Origin of the sequence: Peribacillus sp. FSL P2-0133, assembly GCF_037975445.1 — a bacterium.
Classification (GTDB): domain Bacteria; phylum Bacillota; class Bacilli; order Bacillales; family DSM-1321; genus Peribacillus; species Peribacillus simplex_E.
Map to the genome: position 1 here is coordinate 1,574,853 of NZ_CP150254.1, position 13,883 is coordinate 1,588,735.

The window sequence follows — 13,883 nt, forward strand, 5'->3', positions numbered from 1 at the left end:
AGCCCCAAACCGAAACGGATGAACGGAGTAGGCTTTGGCGATTATCTCATCGTTAGTGGAGATAGGCATGTTAATGCCGTAAAGTGAGCTAATTTAGCTAATTAAGGTGGTACCACGGGTTCCTCGTCCTTTGGATGAGGGGCCTTTTTGCGTTTTTATGGAAATGATAATTAAATCTATGAATGAGAGTAGTAATCTTTTTAGATGCGTAACAGAGAGCCGGGATAGGTGGAAACCGGTACGATATAAGAAGATGAATGGACTTATGAGTGGTTTCTTGAAATAAGTAGGGAAACTCGGCTGCCACCGTTAAAGGGTAATCGCAAGAATTTTTCATTTCTTGCTTGAGAGGGAAAAATGATGCGTTTTTCCAACTTGAGGTGGCACCGCGGTTTACCGTCCTCTGCAGACACATATTTGTGTTTGCGGGGGATTTTTTTATTGGGATTTCAATATATATACCTTTTAGAGAAAAAATCAAAAAACCAGAGGAAATGAAAACTCCGGCACTTGGCCAAAAGGGTTTTCCCTTCCAGGGGTTTATAAGAGCGCATAAGAATCGGGAGGGAATTGAGAGATGAATAATTTGGATGAAAAAAAAATACTCCGTTTCAAAATGGACACAATTGAAGGGGATATCCACACACCCATTGCCATATTTCAGAAATTAGATGGTGACCAGAAGTTTTTATTGGAAAGCTCAAATTCGCATCATGACAACGGCCGCTACTCCTATCTAGGTTCAAAACCTTATCTGGAAGTGACATCACTTGCTGGCCAAGTAAATGTGAAAGATACTGAAACAGGTGATCAAATTGTAAAGAACATCAATATCATCGAGTTTCTAAAAAACGAATTACTAGTGGAGATAGGAGAGGCTCCCATACATCTTCCGCCATTTAACGGTGGTGCAATCGGATATATGGGCTATGATATCATTCGTCTGTATGAAAATATAGGTCCGGTGCCTCCTGATTCTCTGCAAATGCCTGATGCTCATTTTCTCTTTTATAAAGAACTGTATATATTCGATCATGTTCTACAGAAGATCCATCTTTTGACTGCGGAAGAAGATAGTGAAAAAAGTTTATTGGGGATGAAGGAAAAAATCAATCAGGCAAGTAAACCGTCAAAGGAAATATCGTCGGAATATTTGGAATTCAAATCGAATTTCAGTCAGGATGAATTCGAGAAAATGGTCCTTGAAGTTAAATCAGCGATTATAGCTGGTGAAGTGTTCCAAGTTGTTTTATCACAAAGGTTCAAAGCGGACTTCGATGGGGAGCCTTTCGATGCCTACCGTCGTTTACGTTTAGCCAACCCCTCTCCTTATATGTTTTATATAGAATTTGGTGACTATACAATTATTGGGTCGTCTCCAGAAAGTTTGATCAGTGTTTCATCAGGAATGGTTCATGTTAATCCCATTGCCGGTACAAGACCAAGAGGGAAAACGGATGAAGAAGATAAAGGCTTCGAAAAAAGCCTGCTGATGGATGAAAAGGAACTTGCCGAGCATAAGATGCTTGTTGATTTGGGTAGGAATGATCTTGGCAGGGTTTGCGAAATCGGTTCAATCCACCTTACCGAGGAAATGGAAATTCAAAGATATCAGCATGTCATGCATATTGCTTCGAAGGTTAGCGGAAAGCTTAGGGAAGGGTTCACGAGTTTAGATGCGCTGACGGTCTGCCTCCCTGCCGGAACAGTCTCAGGTGCTCCAAAAATCAGGGCAATGGAGCTGATCAATGAACTGGAAAATTGTAAACGGGGGATGTATTCGGGCTCGATAGGGTTCATAGGTTTTGGAGGGGATCTTGATATGGCATTAGCCATTCGGACGATGATCATTAAAGATGGCAAGGCCTATGTACAGGCAGGGGCAGGAATTGTATATGATTCAGATCCAAAAACGGAATTTGAAGAAACACAAAATAAAGCACGCGCTTTAATGGAGGTTCACACAAAATGATTTTATTAATTGATAACTATGACTCGTTCACTTATAACCTTTATCAATATTTAGGAGAAGTGGAAAAAGAAATCATAGTAAAAAGGAATGACGAAATCAGCCTTGCGGAAATTGAGGAACTGAATCCAATGGCAATCGTCATTTCCCCGGGACCCGGCAGGCCGGAAGATGCTGGTATCAGTATGGAAATCATCCGTAATTTTTATGAAAAGGTTCCGCTATTAGGCATTTGTTTGGGGCATCAGGCCATTGGGGCGGTTTTTGGTGCGAATGTGGTTGGAGCGAAACAAATCATGCATGGGAAAACATCGGTTATCGAACATGATGGAACAGGTGTATTTGCCAAACAGGACTTACAATTCCCGGTAATGCGTTACCATTCCCTTGTAGTTGAAAGGGCGAGTTTGCCAGATGAACTGACTGTGACGGCAGTAGCACTGGATGATGGGGAGATTATGGCCCTGAAACATCAAGATTTCCCGCTTTACGGTTTACAGTTCCACCCTGAATCAATAGGGACGAAAATCGGCAAGGAATTATTACATCAATTTTATGAGATTGCGGGAACCTTCCAATCTGAGAAGGAACAATCCATCTTATAAAAAAACGACTGGGGGAGTTAGCGGTGAAGGAGTATTTAGCGAAGTTAGCAGAGCGTCAAACATTGACGGAAGAAGAGATGAGCAGAGCAGCCCAAGCGTTATTTTCTAAAGATATAACCGAAAGCGAGATGGCAGCTTTCATCATTGCCCTAAAATCCAAAGGGGAAACCGCAGGTGAAATAGCAAGCCTTGTCAGAGTCATGAGAAAAGAAGCAAGAAGTGTACGAACAAGCTCTATTAATGTTATGGATAATTGCGGAACGGGAGGAGATGGGTCACAAAGCTTCAATATAAGTACAGCATCAGCATTCGTTCTTGCCGGGGCCGGTGTCAAGGTTGCCAAACATGGAAACCGCAGCATTTCAAGCAAAACGGGGAGTGCGGATGTATTGGAAGAATTAGGTGTTAATTTGTACTTGGAGCCTGACATGTTAAAAGAACTGTTGGAGGAAAATGGGATCACATTCTTATTTGCTCCATCGGTCCACCCTAATATTGCACGGATAATGAAAGTGAGAAAAGAACTGAAAATCCCGACGATATTTAATCTAATCGGTCCTCTGACAAATCCAGTCCAACTCGACACGCAATTAATGGGAATTAATCGACGTGATATGCTCGAGCTTTTTGCGGAAGTCCTACATAAATTAGGCAGGAAACGCGCGGTCGTGATAAATGGTGCCGGGTTTATGGATGAAGCGAGCCTGCAGGGAGAAAATTCACTCGTGCTTTTGGAGCAAGGGGATATTATCCCATTTACGCTGCACCCTGAAGAAGTGGATCTGCCGGTTTACGGAAATGATGCCATCCGCGGCGGTGACGCAAAACAAAATGCCGATATCATGCTTAGGCTTCTCAAAGGGGAAAAAGGGGCCTATCGTGATACCGTTTTATTGAATGCTGGATTGGGATTATACGCACATGGTACGGCAGCAACGATCAAAAAGGGAATCTCCATGGCTAAAGAAAGCCTTGATAGCGGATCGGCTCTTGCAAAGTTAGAAAATCTGATTGCTTATGGCAATAGAAATAAGGTGGTCATGTAATGGAAAATATCTTAACGAAAATCATCGAACAGAAAAAGGTGGAAGTCGCAAAATTAAAAGAAAGGGGCTTAGACGATTCGGTCATGATCAACATAGTCAGACCATCTTTGGTGAAAAATTTGAAAATGGCGAAATCAATGGCGATTATCGCGGAAATAAAACGGGCTTCCCCTTCAAAAGGGGACATTAAAATCAATGTAAATCCGATCGAGCAGGCCCTTTCATATGAAAGTGGCGGAGCGGCAGCGATATCCGTATTGACGGATGAGGTTTTCTTTAAAGGATCAATTGCAGATTTGAGAATCGTAAGCGAGGCCATACGGATTCCCAGGTTGTGCAAAGATTTCATCATCGATGAAATCCAAATCGATCGCGCCCATCAAGCTGGTGCCACTATCATTCTATTGATTGTGGCAGCACTTTCTAAAGAACGCCTTCATGAATTATATCAATATGCAAAAAGAAAAGGGCTTGAAGTATTGACGGAAGTCCATGATGAAGCCGAACTGGAACGGGCTCTAGAGCTGAATGCAGAGTTAATAGGGATTAACAATCGAAATTTAAAGACCTTCAAAGTGGATTTGGCTGTAACGGAACGACTGGCGAAGTTACTTGATCCTAAACGCCATATCATTATCAGTGAAAGTGGAATCAAAACAAAAGAAGACGTGATGCGTGTGAAGGAAGCTGGTGCAAAAGCGATTTTAGTCGGGGAGACACTGATGACTGCATCAAATCTTCCGCACACGATGGCCGAATTGCAAATGAGTATATAAGGAGATTAATATGTTAGTGAAAATCTGTGGGATAAAGACATTGGCAGCCGCTCAGACTGCTGTTAGTTCCGGAGCAGACTTCATTGGTTTCATTTTTGCCGAGAGTAGCAGGAAGGTTGAGCCAGAGATAGTAGGAGAATTCGGAGCAAATCTAGCTGGACAGGTTAAAAAGGTCGGAGTGTTTGCTAATCAAACTGAACAAGAAGTGATAAAAAGTGCTGAAATTGCAGGATTGGATTATATTCAGCTTCATGGTAACGAGTCTGCCAGCTTTGCCCGCAGAATGCCCCTACCGGTTATCAAGGCCTTTGCCGTCAATTCAGAGAAAGACCTTGAAAACCTTCGAGAATACCCAGCAGATTATCTATTAGTAGATCTTCCTAAGAGTTCATCTGGAAAGGGATTGACTTTGGATTGGGATATGATCCGAAAAGCGGATCTGCCACTGGGGAAGGTAATTCTAGCGGGTGGGCTGACTCCGGAAAATGTCGGAAAAGCGATTAATGCCGTTTCACCATTCGCAGTTGATGTAGCCAGCGGCGTTGAAACAAACGGATTAAAAGATGCCGTAAAAATAAAGGCATTTATTAATGAGGCAAAATATACAGCCGGAAAAGAGGAATGAATTGATGAACACTTATACACAGCCTGATAAAACTGGACATTTTGGAGCATATGGAGGCCGTTTCGTTCCGGAAACTTTAATGGCGGCGATTACGGAGCTTGAAGAAGTATATGAACAATCTAAAAATGATCCTGAATTCCAAAGGCAGCTAAATTATTACCTGAAACAGTATATCGGTCGGGAAACACCACTTTATTTTGCGGAGAACTTAACGAGGCTTGCAGGTGGTGCAGATATTTATCTGAAGCGAGAAGACTTGAATCATACCGGAGCCCACAAAATAAATAATACGATCGGTCAGGCTTTGCTGACTCAGAAAATGGGCAAGAAAAAGGTGATTGCCGAAACGGGTGCAGGACAGCATGGGGTTGCAACGGCGACTGTGTGTGCTTTGCTGAAGTTGGAATGCATCATCTTTATGGGAGAAGAAGATATCAGGAGACAGAAATTGAATGTATTCAGGATGGAGCTTTTGGGAGCCAAGGTCATATCTGTATCACAAGGAAGCGGGACACTGAAGGATGCAGTGAATGAGGCGTTACGATATTGGGTGGCGAATGTGGATGACACCCATTATATAATGGGATCAGTTCTTGGTCCGCATCCATTCCCCGTTATTGTACGTGATTTTCAAAGCGTGATAGGGAATGAAACAAAGCGTCAATATTCGGAGGTGGTTCACTCCCTACCGGATGCAGTAGTTGCTTGCATAGGCGGAGGAAGTAATGCAATGGGAATGTTTTATCCGTTCATTGAGGATGAAACGGTAAAATTATACGGAGTGGAAGCGGCAGGGCATGGACTTGAAACACCATTACACGCTTCAAGTTTGACTAAGGGGAAACCTGGGGTGCTCCACGGGGCATTCATGTATGTACTGCAGAACGAGGACGGTCAGATCCAGGAGGCACATTCAATTTCTGCAGGGCTGGATTATCCAGGGGTAGGGCCTGAACATAGTTACTTAAAAGATACAAATCGGGTGAAATATACTTCCGTAACCGATGATGAAGCCTTGGAAGCTCTAGCGATGCTTTCAAGGGAGGAAGGGATCATCCCTGCTTTAGAAAGTTCACATGCCATTTCCTACGGTTTAAAGCTTGCTAAAGAAATGGAGAAAGGAACAGGACTGGTGATTTGCCTGTCCGGCCGTGGTGATAAGGATGTTGAAACGGTCCAATCATTGATGGGGGGTAGTGAACATGAATAAATTAACAAATGCGCTTGAAGAATGTCAAACGAAGAAGGAAAAAGCATTCATCCCTTATATTATGGCAGGGGATGGAGGGCTTGAACGGTTAAAGAGCCAGCTTCTTTTTCTTGAAAACAGCGGTGCGACTGCCGTTGAACTAGGTATACCATTCTCTGATCCTGTCGCTGATGGACCGGTTATCCAACAAGCCGGCATCAGATCTTTGGAAAATGGAACAACTTTAAAAGATGTCCTGAAAAAAGTAATGGAAATCAAAAATGAAGTGACCATCCCAATTATTTTAATGGGATATACGAATTCGATCCTGGCATATGGACTTAAAGAGTTTACGAATGACTGTCTCAATGCAGGGATTTCCGGGTGCATCATCCCCGATTTACCGATTGAAGAAGAAGCCATCTTTTCATCAATCAAAACTGCAGGGATCGTTCTTATCCGACTTGTGACACTCACGTCTTCGAAAGAGCGTATCACTGAGATTACTGCAGGGGCGGAGGGATTCATCTACGCAGTTACAGTCAAAGGCATTACGGGTGCCCGTGACGCCTTTGGGGAAGAACTTGGAGGCTATTTAAAGAAGGTAAAAGAGATAAGTCCGGTTCCCGTTCTTGCTGGGTTCGGCATATCGACGCCAGATCATGTCCGTGATGCAATACAATACTGCGATGGTGTCATTGTCGGCAGCAAGATCATCGAATGCTTCGAGACAGGTAAGGAAGATCAAATTGGTGATTTGATACAAGCAAGCAAAGGAGTAGTGCAAAAATGAGGAAAGGAGAGCCATTAAGGCTCTCCTTTTTTCTTAACCAGTTTAATAATTGAAGGCACCCGATATTCAATCCGAATACGAAGCAACTGTGTTTAATTTAATTGATATAAGGGTAAAAGATGTTCAAACGCATCTTGAATGGTTTGAATGAAATCATCATCTTTTAACTTAATAGCGTCATCACGGGAAATTTTTATACCGCAAAGGATTTCGGCTTTTTTTACAGTTTGCAAACGAGTGAACATTGAATTCAAATCATCTACTCCAAGACCATCATGATTGATGACATCAGGTTTTGTATGGTCAATTGACCAAACATAATGGGAGGGAATGCTATTGACTAATCGGCCTGCCTGCTGCTCCAGTTTCTTTCCGATTTCAGTTTTATTAGGGGCTTCATAAATCACGGCATACCAGATGAACATATGCGTTTCCCATAACCCGATTTGGAAATGCGGCATCATTTTATAACCTCTGCTATTGGCAGCGAAAGCAACCCAAGTATCTTTAGGAGGATTCACTGACCGTCTAGCATGCTTTGCAACATGAGGGTGCATTTCATCGCCGGTCATAACTGACAGTTTTTGAGAAAAGTGCTCTCCAAGTGCTTGTAATTTGGGCTGGATCCGTTCTTTTAAAGCATCCATGCGCGGTTCCAATCCATCAATTTTAAAAACATCAAAATCATCTGCTGTAAAACTTGCTATATTCATTTTCATCTCTCCTACCGTAATATCTGCACATATTGTAGCATAAGTAAAAGTAATATATAAAAAAATACGATTTGGGTTGGCATGTAAAATTCCTTATAGGTTATAGCACAAATTAGTTGCTATTTGAGGTAGGAAGTCATATGATAAAATAAATTCAGAAAATTACGTTAATTGATGAAGGGAGAATGTTAATTATGAAACAAGTCATGAACCAAGCATTAAAAGCTAAAGAAGTTGAAAGACATAGAGCTGCAGTGTTAAGGATGGAAATGGACTATGAATTAGCAACCCTTTTTGAAGCAATCGGTGAAGAAAATGACCAAAAGAGGTCACAATGCAAGCAAAGGCTAGAACGCATCCGCTTGGAATTGTTGAAACTGAAAGCCTTGTAACTGATTGGCTGCAGAGATCTTGAAGGAGAATGAATAAAGGAAATGAATCAATTTCAATACAAGGAATTTTATTATAGATGAGCGGACACTTTATTTTATTAAAAAATAATGTGTCCGTTTTTCATTAAATGTCCAATATAATAAATAAGGTAGTATTTTATTTAGTCCAGGTCCCTTTAATAAGGAAGGGAAACGTAAATTCAAAGTGGCTTGAAAGTATTTGTGCTGGCTAGCTCATAATTGCGAAAACCGATTAATGGATAGGTGGTCAAGGAATCTTCTTTCCTCATGTTAAAAAAATGGAAAATTTAAGATGTTAAAAACTTGAAGGCAAGCTATATTTGCTTTAATCTTTAGAAAAGGATCATTTTAATGTAGTTTCTGATCACAAAGGACGGGGATATTATAATGGCATCGGTCAAGGAAATGGATACATATGCGAAGTTATGGATGAAAGAAGCGGGTACTAGGCTAAGGGCGTCCTTTAAAACCAAGTTGAATATTGAAATGAAAACGAATCCGAATGATTTGGTTACTAATATGGATAAGGGGATAGAAAAGTTTTTTTGCGAAAAAATCAACGAAGTTTTCCCTGAACACCGCATATTCGGGGAAGAGGGAATGGGCAATGATATTAAAGACCTAAAAGGTACTGTGTGGATCATCGATCCAATTGATGGAACGTTGAATTTCATTCATCAACAGAGGAATTTTGCAATTTCCCTTGGGGTTTATGTGGATGGCATCGGAAAAATCGGCATGGTTTATGATGTCTTTAGTGATGAATTATATCATGCGATTAAGGGGCAAGGAGCATTTCTGAATGATCAAAGGCTGCCATCTCTTGAAGAGGCATCAGTAAGCAAAGCGATAATTTCCATTAATGCAAGCTGGGTAACGGAAAACCGAAGAATCGATCCGAATCTTTTGGCACCGCTAGTTCGGGATGCAAGAGGGACACGTTCTTATGGCTCCGCAGCATTGGAGCTGGCTTTCGTAGCAGCTGGAAGGATTGATGCATACATAACCATGAGACTCATGCCTTGGGACTTTGCCGGAGGAGTTTTACTGGTTGAGGAAGTGGGCGGGGAAGTTAGTAATATTAAAGGTGACAAATTGGATTTCTTAAAAGGTGACTCACTTTTCGTATCTAAACCAGGGCTCCATAAAGAAGTATTCGATAAATACTTATCAGGAAATTCCAGTCATTAGTATCAAGGCCTAATTGAAGGCAGTACCAAAGTTTGGGACGTATGGATTTAAATGTTCGTTATGAAATAATTAACAAAAAAAAACTCGCTGTCTGTCAGCGAGTTTTTTATATTATAACTTCCCGGCTTCACGCAATTTCTTCTTCTGAGTGAAACCGAACCCCATGATTCCGCAAAGAATGACGATTGCAGCTAATATTCCAATCAAGCTCTTCTCAGCAATGAAGATGCCAATGGAGCCAATGCTGGATGTTGCCAATACCGCTAATATTAAGAAATTCCATTTAATGTTCATTAATATCACCCCTAATATATCTATTGTACATAATTTCTGTATTTGTTTCTAGTATGTTTGTGATATAATATGTAAGCTAATACTAGTGATACGTTATACACAAACTTTTTTAGGAGTGAATTTTTTGAAATTAAGAGAAAATATTCGTAATATAGCCATCATTGCCCACGTTGACCATGGTAAAACGACGTTAGTGGATCAGTTGCTTAAGCAATCTGGTACTTTCCGTGAAAATGAACATGTGGAAGAACGTGCGATGGATTCTAATGCGATTGAAAAAGAACGCGGAATCACGATTCTTGCGAAAAATACAGCAGTTCAATACCAAGATACAAGAATCAATATTTTGGATACACCGGGTCATGCCGACTTTGGTGGTGAAGTGGAACGGATCATGAAAATGGTTGATGGCGTTCTTCTTGTTGTTGATGCATATGAAGGCTGTATGCCGCAAACTCGCTTCGTGTTGAAAAAAGCATTGGAACAAAAGATTACACCAATCGTTGTCGTGAACAAAATCGATAAAGATTCTGCACGTCCAAATGAAGTGGTAGATGAAGTAATTGACTTATTCATCGAACTAGGAGCTGAAGAAGAACAGTTAGAATTCCCAGTAGTCTTCACTTCAGGTATTGCTGGTACTGCAAGCTTGGATTCAGATCCTACTAAACAAGAAAAAGACATGACCCCACTTTTCGAAACAATCGTCGAAACGATCCCAGCACCAATTGATAACTCAGATGAACCGCTTCAATTCCAAGTGGCTTTACTTGACTATAATGATTACGTAGGACGTATTGGGGTTGGCCGTGTATTCCGCGGTAAAATGCATGTAGGTCAACAAGTTTCATTAATGAAACTTGATGGAAAGGTTAAACAATTCCGTGTAACGAAAATCTTTGGTTATATTGGCTTGAAGAAAGTTGAAATCCAAGAAGCAGTTGCCGGTGATTTAATTGCCGTTTCTGGTATGGAGGATATTAACGTAGGGGAAACGGTTTGTCCGACCGAACACCCTGAAGCTCTACCTATCCTGCGTATTGATGAGCCAACATTACAAATGACTTTCCTTGTAAATAACAGCCCATTCGCAGGCCGTGAAGGTAAATTCGTTACAGCTCGTAAAATCGAAGAGCGTTTGAGAAGCCAATTACAGACGGATGTCAGCTTAAGAGTCGAAAATACTGATTCTCCGGATGTCTGGATTGTTTCAGGCCGTGGTGAGCTTCACCTTTCCATCCTGATCGAAAACATGAGACGTGAAGGTTATGAACTGCAAGTTTCTAAACCGGAAGTTATCGTTCGTTTGATTGATGGTGTCCGTTGTGAGCCAGTTGAACGTGTACAAATCGACGTACCTGAGGAGCACACTGGTTCGATCATGGAATCAATGGGAGCCCGTAAAGGTGAATTATTGGATATGATCAATAGCGGAAGCGGTCAAGTTCGTTTACTGTTCACGATTCCAGCTCGCGGACTTATTGGATATTCAACTGAGTTCTTAACGATTACACGTGGATATGGTATCATGAACCACTCATTTGACAGCTATCAACCAATGGCACAAGGTCAAGTCGGCGGAAGACGTCAAGGTGTTCTTGTTTCCATGGAATCAGGAAAAACTACACAATATGGTATTATGCAAGTAGAAGACCGCGGGGTTATTTTCGTTGAGCCAGGTACGGATATTTATGAAGGCATGATCGTCGGGGAACATAACCGTGATAGCGATTTGACTGTCAATATCGTTAAAGCGAAACAAATGACAAATATGCGTTCAGCAAATAAAGACCAAACTTCTTCCATGAAAAAACCAAGAATCATGTCACTTGAAGAAGCTCTAGAATATTTGAACGATGACGAGTACTGTGAAGTAACTCCGGACTCAATCCGTCTTCGTAAAAAAATTCTTGATAAAAACGAACGTGAAAGAGCAGCTAAAAGAAAAAAAGTTGCTGTTGAAGAAAAATAAATAGCAAGAGGAGGAGAAAAGATTGGATATCCAAGAGCGATTATCATTTTTTGCAGCATTGTACAGAGTGGATGAAAATCCTGAAGCGGGAATGTGGTATTTATATTTGACGGTCTTTGGATTATGCATCCTAGTCTATCAGTTAGGTTTTGCCAAAAAGTTACCTTTGCTAAAAAATGTGGTCATTTATGTGGTAATGGCACTTGGATGTACCCTTCTTTCTTTCTTTGCTGTGTTTCTTCCTATGGGGGAAGCATTAGTCATCGCTTCGCTTGTTCTGGGGATTTATCGAATCCGTCTTCATAATTCGAGAAAAGAAGAACAGGCTTAAGATGATGAAATCATTACAGGATGCTTTATACAATTGGTTGACGATCAAAGTTGTCTGTGATGCAAGGCCTGATGATACAGCAGCACGTGATACAGAAATGTTTTTCATGCAGATGCTGAAAGATGATCATCAGGTGATAATCGATTCGGTTTCAAAAACAGAACCTTTTTATTTCGTCGAATATCTTTTGGGGGACGAAATGAAAAAGCAACGTTATCCGATTGAATTGATTGATATCATGTTAGACCAAATACAGTTAGAGCCAGATAAGTATAAAAATATCGAGTAATGATAAAAAGAACCGTGCGATATACGCACGGTTCTTTTTTATATTGCTTTGGGGAGGAAAAGTCCGTAAAAAAGATGTAAGATTGTCCACAAAAAGAAAGCTGTCAAATCAGAAGGAAGGACAGCTTCTGTTTTCGACAGCGCCGATAATGGGAAGTAAAGCATGATTGCTGGAATGATCGTGAAAAATGCAAGTGTGTATTTGTTCCAATTCCTGAAAATCTTTAAAGGACGAAGAATATAAACGTAACTGAACGTAATTGCCAGTGAGAAAAGGAGATGGAAAAAGAACAATGTTGCCTCGGTCCAGGAAACAGCTCCGATTAAAGGAAGGAAATCCACATTCAATAGGAGCTTATAAACTTGTTTACCGGAAAACATTTCGACCCACTTCATTATCAATCCAAGCAGAATTCCATTGGTGAGACCAATCAGGGAAACTTTATAATTTATTCTACCATTCATCTTCATTTTTGATAGTCCGGTAAAGACGGAAGTTTCCGGTTGCAATCCGTTCGTTCGTACGCTCTTCTATGCGTTGGTTGCATGTATTGCACATATAGGTATGTATAGGGCGGTTGCGAAGTTTCTTAGCTTCTGGGCTATCATCAGGTATAGATTCAATTTGATCGCATATTACACATTTAACCTTCATATTAGTTGAACCTCACTTCAATTTGAATATGCTTTTAAGTATACCAATATTTTTATGGTAAAACGAGGATAAAGTGAAACTAACATATGAACGTTAACGTAAGTTGGTTCATGGCGGATAAAGGCAAAAACCCGAAGATTGACTTCGGGTTAGGAATATTCATTCTTTAAAGTGATTGGATTGGTCATTTTGCTCTTTATCGAGTTCTTTTCTTTCCGTTTCATCATCAAGTTTATTTTTTTCCTTTTCAATGTTCTTGGACGGCGTTGGGGTTAAAATATCACCAGGAACCTCAGGAATGACCCGACTTGTGATGTCAGCCAGTTCATTTAGTATCCCGGTTACCGGTTTACCGTCTTTAATGTCTCTGGCCACCTCCCTGATCCGCTCATTTATATCCGGGTCAGCGACGATGAGGGCATTTGCACCTTCAGGATCATGTTTTAAAGTTTCTCCAACTGAGTACTTTATCGTTCCGACCTGTGAACGCTCAATATCTTGGTCGATATCTATTCCGACGATGGCATATTTGCCAAGTACGACTGCGGTGGCATCGTTCACCTCAGGAATGGATTTAGCCAAACCTGTGAGTCTTTCCGCTGTTTGCTGACCTGTATTTCTGTCTGCTTCCTTAATGGTCGAGTTATTGACTTTCGTTAAATTGTTTTTCGCATTATTTTCAGACACTTCATTTTTATTATTCATTGAGCAACCTGTCATCAACAGAACAGCAGCGAGCGACAATATGAATTTTTGCAAAGTGCAACCTCCTTAATGTTTTTTGTTGGTTCCAGCCTGTCCACCATTGCCCAAGTCTGATTCATGTAAGTATAAAATGCAGCCAAACATGTTGTCTTCAATGTTGGGGATAGCATTTTTTGCTGGAAGTTTTCTTTATAGTCTGTAAATGTTCTTCTATCTTTATGCAAATGAACATATATTTTATCAACAGTCTCGTCCGCTACATAACTTCTGAGTGTAGTAAATGGTAAGGCATATCCTAAAGAGCAGGCAGGAGGCGTC

General features: G+C 40.9%; 17 protein-coding genes and 2 other annotated features (1 of these 19 only partly in view). Of the genes, 12 read left to right on the forward strand and 5 right to left on the reverse strand.

All coding sequences use genetic code 11. The features are described 5' to 3' along the window. Nucleotides 1-134: a binding site (T-box leader), on the forward strand (it extends 97 nt beyond the left edge of the window). 35 nt (nt 135-169) lie between these two features. Then, nucleotides 170-407 (forward strand) — a binding site (T-box leader). Nucleotides 408-577: 170 nt separating this feature from the next. The 7 genes from trpE to trpA are packed head-to-tail and all read left to right on the forward strand — an operon-like array spanning nt 578 to nt 7,003. Beyond that, nucleotides 578-1,972 (forward strand): anthranilate synthase component I, encoded by a 1,395-nt coding sequence (gene trpE / locus MKY17_RS07585; protein ID WP_098371127.1) that lies wholly within the window; start codon nt 578-580, stop codon nt 1,970-1,972. After that, nucleotides 1,969-2,574: an aminodeoxychorismate/anthranilate synthase component II gene (locus MKY17_RS07590; RefSeq protein WP_098371126.1), complete on the forward strand. Its 606-nt coding sequence runs from the start codon at nt 1,969-1,971 to the stop codon at nt 2,572-2,574. The genes trpE and MKY17_RS07590 overlap by 4 nt, the downstream gene beginning before the upstream one ends. 23 nt (nt 2,575-2,597) lie before the next feature. Beyond that, entirely contained in the window at nt 2,598-3,620 is a 1,023-nt protein-coding gene (gene trpD / locus MKY17_RS07595; RefSeq protein WP_098371125.1) for an anthranilate phosphoribosyltransferase, read from the forward strand. Further along, nucleotides 3,620-4,396 carry an indole-3-glycerol phosphate synthase TrpC gene (gene trpC, locus MKY17_RS07600; RefSeq protein ID WP_098371124.1) on the forward strand — a complete coding sequence of 259 codons (777 nt, stop codon included), beginning with the start codon at nt 3,620-3,622 and terminating at the stop codon, nt 4,394-4,396. Before trpD ends, trpC begins: the two co-directional genes overlap by 1 nt. Nucleotides 4,397-4,406: 10 nt before the next feature. Next, nucleotides 4,407-5,021, forward strand: coding sequence for a phosphoribosylanthranilate isomerase (locus tag MKY17_RS07605; protein WP_098371123.1), 615 nt, complete (start codon nt 4,407-4,409; stop codon nt 5,019-5,021). Nucleotides 5,022-5,025: 4 nt separating this feature from the next. After that, entirely contained in the window at nt 5,026-6,231 is a 1,206-nt protein-coding gene (trpB, locus tag MKY17_RS07610; RefSeq protein ID WP_098371122.1) for a tryptophan synthase subunit beta, read from the forward strand. After that, nucleotides 6,224-7,003: a tryptophan synthase subunit alpha gene (gene trpA, locus MKY17_RS07615; protein WP_098371121.1), complete on the forward strand. Its 780-nt coding sequence runs from the start codon at nt 6,224-6,226 to the stop codon at nt 7,001-7,003. The genes trpB and trpA overlap by 8 nt, the downstream gene beginning before the upstream one ends. Before the next feature lie 92 nt (nt 7,004-7,095). On the opposite strand, the gene MKY17_RS07620 is transcribed toward trpA, so the two are convergent. Further along, entirely contained in the window at nt 7,096-7,716 is a 621-nt protein-coding gene (locus tag MKY17_RS07620) for a DUF1054 domain-containing protein (protein WP_098371120.1), read from the reverse strand. Between the two features lie 194 nt (nt 7,717-7,910). On the opposite strand from MKY17_RS07620, the gene MKY17_RS07625 reads away from it, so the two are divergent. Both MKY17_RS07625 and MKY17_RS07630 read left to right on the forward strand, forming a co-directional pair. Then, a complete protein-coding gene (locus MKY17_RS07625) occupies nt 7,911-8,108 on the forward strand; it encodes a hypothetical protein (protein WP_034314018.1) in 198 nt (65 codons plus the stop codon). Nucleotides 8,109-8,516: 408 nt separating this feature from the next. Beyond that, entirely contained in the window at nt 8,517-9,320 is an 804-nt protein-coding gene (locus MKY17_RS07630) for an inositol monophosphatase family protein (protein ID WP_098371119.1), read from the forward strand. Between the two features lie 111 nt (nt 9,321-9,431). Here MKY17_RS07630 and MKY17_RS07635 read toward each other — a convergent pair whose 3' ends face one another. Then, complete coding sequence (locus MKY17_RS07635; protein WP_034314013.1) at nt 9,432-9,614, reverse strand: YlaF family protein; 183 nt, start codon at nt 9,612-9,614, stop codon at nt 9,432-9,434. A 124-nt stretch (nt 9,615-9,738) separates the two neighbouring features. Between MKY17_RS07635 and typA the strand changes: the two genes are divergently transcribed. The 3 genes from typA to MKY17_RS07650 are packed head-to-tail and all read left to right on the forward strand — an operon-like array spanning nt 9,739 to nt 12,206. After that, nucleotides 9,739-11,586: a translational GTPase TypA gene (gene typA / locus MKY17_RS07640; RefSeq protein WP_098371118.1), complete on the forward strand. Its 1,848-nt coding sequence runs from the start codon at nt 9,739-9,741 to the stop codon at nt 11,584-11,586. A 22-nt stretch (nt 11,587-11,608) separates the two neighbouring features. Further along, nucleotides 11,609-11,917: a YlaH-like family protein gene (locus tag MKY17_RS07645; RefSeq protein ID WP_034314008.1), complete on the forward strand. Its 309-nt coding sequence runs from the start codon at nt 11,609-11,611 to the stop codon at nt 11,915-11,917. Nucleotide 11,918: 1 nt separating this feature from the next. Continuing rightward, on the forward strand, nt 11,919-12,206 hold the full coding sequence (locus MKY17_RS07650) for a hypothetical protein (protein ID WP_311316533.1): 288 nt from the start codon (nt 11,919-11,921) through the stop codon (nt 12,204-12,206). Nucleotides 12,207-12,244: 38 nt separating this feature from the next. Here MKY17_RS07650 and MKY17_RS07655 read toward each other — a convergent pair whose 3' ends face one another. From MKY17_RS07655 to MKY17_RS07665, 3 genes are all read right to left on the reverse strand, one after another. Continuing rightward, complete coding sequence (locus MKY17_RS07655; protein ID WP_142323954.1) at nt 12,245-12,676, reverse strand: hypothetical protein; 432 nt, start codon at nt 12,674-12,676, stop codon at nt 12,245-12,247. Beyond that, nucleotides 12,660-12,860 carry a YlaI family protein gene (locus tag MKY17_RS07660; protein WP_072272690.1) on the reverse strand — a complete coding sequence of 67 codons (201 nt, stop codon included), beginning with the start codon at nt 12,858-12,860 and terminating at the stop codon, nt 12,660-12,662. Before MKY17_RS07660 ends, MKY17_RS07655 begins: the two co-directional genes overlap by 17 nt. A 159-nt stretch (nt 12,861-13,019) precedes the next feature. Next, nucleotides 13,020-13,619 (reverse strand): YhcN/YlaJ family sporulation lipoprotein, encoded by a 600-nt coding sequence (locus MKY17_RS07665; RefSeq protein ID WP_098371116.1) that lies wholly within the window; start codon nt 13,617-13,619, stop codon nt 13,020-13,022. Nucleotides 13,620-13,883: the final 264 nt, after the last annotated feature.